General features: G+C 36.2%; 7 protein-coding genes. All 7 read right to left on the bottom strand.

Annotated features, from left to right (window positions below; all coding sequences use genetic code 11):
* Positions 1 to 218, bottom strand: a 218-nt coding sequence (locus tag C7390_RS13840; RefSeq protein WP_318295719.1) for a hypothetical protein, incomplete at its 3' end; no start/stop codon positions are given.
* Positions 219 to 229: 11 nt separating this feature from the next.
* Positions 230 to 391 (bottom strand): hypothetical protein, encoded by a 162-nt coding sequence (locus C7390_RS13835; RefSeq protein WP_318295718.1) that lies wholly within the window; start codon positions 389 to 391, stop codon positions 230 to 232.
* Positions 392 to 420: 29 nt separating this feature from the next.
* The gene (fliD, locus tag C7390_RS13830) at positions 421 to 1,176 is read right to left on the bottom strand and encodes a flagellar filament capping protein FliD (protein ID WP_318295717.1); all 756 of its coding nucleotides are present in this window, start codon (positions 1,174 to 1,176) and stop codon (positions 421 to 423) included.
* Between the two features lie 21 nt (positions 1,177 to 1,197).
* Positions 1,198 to 1,977 (bottom strand): FlxA-like family protein, encoded by a 780-nt coding sequence (locus C7390_RS13460; protein WP_318295716.1) that lies wholly within the window; start codon positions 1,975 to 1,977, stop codon positions 1,198 to 1,200.
* 341 nt (positions 1,978 to 2,318) lie between these two features.
* Positions 2,319 to 3,689 carry a sensor histidine kinase gene (locus C7390_RS13455; protein ID WP_116444351.1) on the bottom strand — a complete coding sequence of 457 codons (1,371 nt, stop codon included), beginning with the start codon at positions 3,687 to 3,689 and terminating at the stop codon, positions 2,319 to 2,321.
* Complete coding sequence (locus C7390_RS13450; RefSeq protein ID WP_116444350.1) at positions 3,686 to 4,399, bottom strand: LytR/AlgR family response regulator transcription factor; 714 nt, start codon at positions 4,397 to 4,399, stop codon at positions 3,686 to 3,688. The genes C7390_RS13455 and C7390_RS13450 overlap by 4 nt, the downstream gene beginning before the upstream one ends.
* Positions 4,400 to 4,614: 215 nt before the next feature.
* Positions 4,615 to 5,001 carry a hypothetical protein gene (locus C7390_RS13445; protein WP_318295715.1) on the bottom strand — a complete coding sequence of 129 codons (387 nt, stop codon included), beginning with the start codon at positions 4,999 to 5,001 and terminating at the stop codon, positions 4,615 to 4,617.
* Positions 5,002 to 5,362: the final 361 nt, after the last annotated feature.

Raw genomic sequence — 5,362 nt, 5'->3', positions numbered from 1 at the left:
CGTGCCGAATCATTAAAATGAACATATTCGTCAATCATGTCTGAAAAACCTGCTTGTAATTGCTCTGGAACATACATTTCATTTACTTTCCTTAGTCCCGCTTCACTTGCACTTAACAAAAATACAGATTCATAGGAAGTTCCTCTATATCCCTCCTGAGCATTCAAAAAATCTACATCTGCTGTCATTGTATTAATCTTCCCTTTTAAATCTTTCATTTCATCTTCTGTCAAATATTCAGAAGCATTTTCATCCAGCCATTTTTCAAAAACCTCTGACTGATTTTCACATCATCCTCCGAAATAATATTCTGAGGAACAGTTGTTTTCTTCTCGACCTTATTTTTTATCATCTCAGGATTATTAATATATCTATTTCCTTGAACTTTCATAGCAACCTCCCTAAGTTAGTCCACACTTTCTATACTTCTTTATCTATCTTGCTCGATGTCAAAGAAGAATCCGTCTTAGAGTATGTACCATTATTTGTATAGGTTGCACTCGCCCGGTTTGCAGCATTCGATATACCAGTTGCTTTCTGCGATATTTTGCTTACAAAAGAATTATATCCTGTAAAGACCGTTTTCAGCGAACTGATATCTGCCTGCTTTAAAGCATCCTCATCTAATTCCAACTTGTTTCCTTTTCCTATGGTAATACCTATTTTGGCAAGCATATTACTGTTTTTGTCTGTCATTCCAGTCATCCATGAAGCATTTCGCAATACATCCTTTGTATTCGATTCTCCTGCTTCCTTAACTACATCATTATAATCTTCAACAAAAGATTTTACTGCCTTGGTGATTTTATCCCAGTCATAATCCTCTACCGCAATCTCTTCCCCCGTTTTTTCATCTTTCTTTTTTATTTTCTTTTTTTCCCAAAGAGAAGAGTCATTCAAAGCATCTGCTGATTTTTTCAGAGAATCCGCACTTGTTTTCATCAAGGTAAGTTTTTGTGAAGTATCACCTTTTCCCGATAATTTTTCAGCATCCTGTTTTGCATAATATGCTTTCATAAGTTTTCCATAGCTTCCATTTTTGATTGCAGCATAATCAGAAAGCATATTTGTATTGCCTACTGATGAACTATCTGACGTTCCACTAAACAAAACTGAAAAATCTACATTGCTGTTATATTTACTTGTATAATCACTAAAACTTTTGATTTGTGACATAACACCAGCCTCCTTTCCGAACTATAAACGTACATCTATCGGTGTATATACTACCGACTGTCCACTTTCAGATGCTGGATTTTTTATTGTTTCTGCTGTTTCTGTTTTGACATCTGCATTCTCTGATGCATCTGTTGTCGTATCTGCATTTTCCTGTGTATTCTCTGCTTTCTGAGTTTGATCCTTCTTTGTTTCTGCTGCATCTGTACGGTTGTCTGCCTTTGCTGCTTCTTCCATAGATTTATTTGCATCTGAAAGTGAAGACATCTGTGCTGCTGTTGCAGACTGCGCTTTTGCCTGCAAATCTGCCAGTTCTTCTTCTTTCTTTTCGGTATTGCCTTTTCCAGCATCCTGCTTGATTTCAGACTCAAGCACACCGGCTCTTCCTTCCATCTGTGTTGCCATACTACCCTGCACTTTTGCTTGCTTCATAGATGAATCTGCGGAAATCATTGCCCGCATACCTGCCTGTGACAAGCCTGTTCCTTTCTTTGCAGATGTATTTTTTGTACCAGCCACCATATCATCCATAGATGATTTTTTACTCTGCTGTTCCTTTCTCTGTTCAATCTGGTGCTGTCTTAACTGTTGATTGAGATTTGTAATTTCCTGCTGTATCTCCTGACGTTTCTTCATCTTATCCTCTAATGACAGTTCTTCATTTGATGATAAGTCCTGCAATTTCTGCTGTGCATTTGCAATCTGATTCTGAATATTTTTACTCACAGAATCATTCGCCTGTGCCATTCCCATTGCTCCTGTCTGCGTATTCGTTCCGTTAAATCCATTAATTTTCATCATTTTAATCCTCCTTGTTTTGCGAAGCAAAATGCGACTGTCCATACAGGAGCAGAGGATTTTACCTCCTTGAGCTAATACTCTGAAATCCGTTTCCTGAAAATCTGTATAACATGATTTCTATTTATTTTTTCTTTCGACATATCTTTCTTCACAATAAACCGTGATGTTGTGAACCGCCCTTTTTTCGTTGTGAAGCAGTCTGAAAATGCTTTTCAGACTGTCGCAGTGCTCCTCAAATATTGTTGCAAGCAACATATTTTCATCGCTACCTGCACAAAAAAAGTACTACATATTTCTGTAATTTCTGTAATTTATAAAATACATAGTGCCAATTTATTTCTTTATTCTACCTGCATCATAATGCTAAGGATTACTTCCTCATTTCCCTGCTCCAAAGATATATCCCCCATATACATTCTGGCAACCCGGCGAATGTTATTCAAACCCATTCCATGTTCCCTCCCAGATTTGGTTGTTTCTGGCAAATCGCTATCACCAAAATTAAGCTGACCCCCAAAACTGTTTTTTATGGTTATCATAAAGATACTGTTTTTCCGAAAAGAAGAAATACTGATATACGGATTATCTCCACTTACATTTTCCATACAGTTATTCAAGGCATTATTCATGATCACACTCAAATCAAATGCATTTAACTTCGTATTCTGCGGATAATGAAAATCCGACAGAAACCGAATCTGCCTTTCTTTTGCTTCTCTCAGCTTTTCCATCAAAATGACATCAATTACCGGACTTCCTGTCTTTATTTCCGGAGATACCTCGTCCCATTCATTTTTCAGATGTTCCAAATATTCTGTAGCATCATCCATATTATTATGTGCCACCAGATGTTCCAGTGTCTGTATATGATTTCCCATATCATGGCGCATGGAGCGGATATCCCGATACAACTTTTCGACTTCCTCGATATGCTTTTTCATGTCACTGATCTGATTTAATACCAGCTCTTGTCCCCGCTGTTCTTCCTGCATCTCTTTCCAGTTTTGAAACATTACAATCACAACAAGAATAGCAACTATGGAAATCAGATAGTGTAAAAAGCTTAAAGCTCCATAAAATCCATATGTATCAATCAAGTTCTTTCCAGTATCTCTTTCGTATATCATGAGATAATATTGTAAAATGCCATACCCAGTGACGCCTACAAGCGAAGGTATAATAAGCATTACCATCTCTTTGACGCTCATTTCATCTTTTTTGTATATATACGCTTTATTGATCAGTCCTATTGCAACCGCAATAAAAGCAATACAAAGTACAATATCCAAAACTCTGGTTCCAACATATAGTCCGTATTGCAACCACACTTTTTCTGCACTCATATTCCGAAATACAAGTGCTTTTGTAACAAGATCATCAAGTCTGCCTGCCATTGCAACCGTTAACCATCGGATAGAAAAGAACGTAATTGCAAGAAATATTTTCTGATATATATTTCTTCTGTCCTCTACATACATTGCAAGAAACGCTGCTATAACTCCAATCAGATATGCGGAAAAATTATCAATCTGTGGCGGAATCATATATAAAACAAGCATAATCGTAATATAAACAATACTGACTGCCACAGCCCCTTTTTTCTTTTTTATATAGGGACAAACAAATTTTCCAAAATAGATTCCTGTAATCATAAGGAGTGCAATAACAGAAATTTTCGATGTAACCATCCAGCATTTTTCTACCAAACTCATCCGATTTCTTTTCCTTTCCTCTGATTATATTTCAAATATTGTTTTACAAACTCAGAATAATTCTGTTTTGCAATCAATGCAGTTCCATTTTCCATCGTCACACAATTTGCATCATATTTCTGAACATATTTGAAATGTACGAGGTAGGCTCTGTGTGTACGAAAAAAATCTGCTCCCGCTATTTCACTCAGTTCCTGCAATTTTCCATAATATTCAATATTCGTATCCCGTGTATGAATAATGACTTTTCGATTATATACCTCGGCATACACAATATCCTTCAAAAACACTTTCATATGGCTTCCTCCGGACTGCACCATCATGTATTTTTCATCCGATTGATTTTCAGAATATTTTTCAATGCTTCTGACTGCACGTTTCACAACTTCCTCAAATTTTTCATCTGAAAACGGTTTCACCAGATAATGAAATGCTGCAACATCAAATGCCTGAAAAACATACTCCTCCACAGCAGTTACAAATATCAATACTATTCTTTCATTTTTCTGACGCAGAATCCTTGCCGTTTCCATTCCATCCATTCCTGGCATCTGAATATCTAAAAATAGAATATCCGGCTCACAACCACTTGCAATCAATTCATCACCAGATAAATATTTATCTATTACTGCATCCGGTAATAATTTCTTTATTTTTTCTTCTAATATCAATCCTATAGATTTTTCATCATCACAGATTGCTATTTGCATCTTGTCACTTCCTTACTTACATACAATTATATTTATTATATCGGAAAAGTTCTTTAAATAGCTAGCCACCATGTTGTGAACAGACCTTTTTTTGATGTGAAATAGAATATCACATATATCGCTTTATCTGCTTCCTGCTAATTTGTTTTATCCGACACACGCTCCTTGGAGTGACTGTATCTATCAAAAAAAGAAGTCAGCAGTTTATTCACGCACTACTGACTTGGCAAAGACGTAAAACCTCCCTGCTTCTCCACTTTGTAATGTGCCTCCAATGCACGCATTTCGACTACTGTGGCATTTGATGGATCAACGTCATTGATATAAATTCTTTGTTCAAACTCTTTTCCGTTTTCATCCACACCTTTCGCTAACACCACTGGATTTTCATCCGTCGAATCATCCGAATATTTAAGGCAATAAGAAAGACCTGTACCATTACCTCCTGTCCACAACATATTATCTGTTGTGAATATCTGGTATACCTTTGGTGTTTCAGCCGTATAAAATGTATTTTCCGCAGATACAGGGGCTTTCATATTATTGCCTTTTTGTTGTCGGTACATTGAAGATACCGTATTTAGACCAGAACCAATGTGCATACTTCTGTTCCTCCAATCAGCTTAAAAATATCTCTATATTCTAGACCACTTCCTGCCTTAACTTTTTTTGAATACACATGAAAGGGATTTTCTCCTTGGTGTGAATGACCATCGGTTTGTCATCAACCTTTCTAATTTTCAATTTTCTCACCTACTACTTTGAAAAATAAAATAAGCCGCTAGGGAACAAAAATTACTCCTTAACGGCTATGTAAAATCATTCAATATTCAATTATTAAAAGCAACATGAAACTGGAATTTTGGCATTTCTACAAGTACCAATATGAGTGCATTCCACATAAATATGTTTTGGAATTTTTCGGCATTTGCTTTATTGCATTGTAAATATTTAAGTAATCCC

The sequence above is a fragment of the Bacteroides galacturonicus genome (genome assembly GCF_003096855.1).
Lineage (GTDB): Bacteria > Bacillota > Clostridia > Lachnospirales > Lachnospiraceae > Lachnospira > Lachnospira rogosae.
Note: the sequence above shows the minus strand (reverse complement) of the source record. Positions and strands in the feature narration are given on the sequence as shown.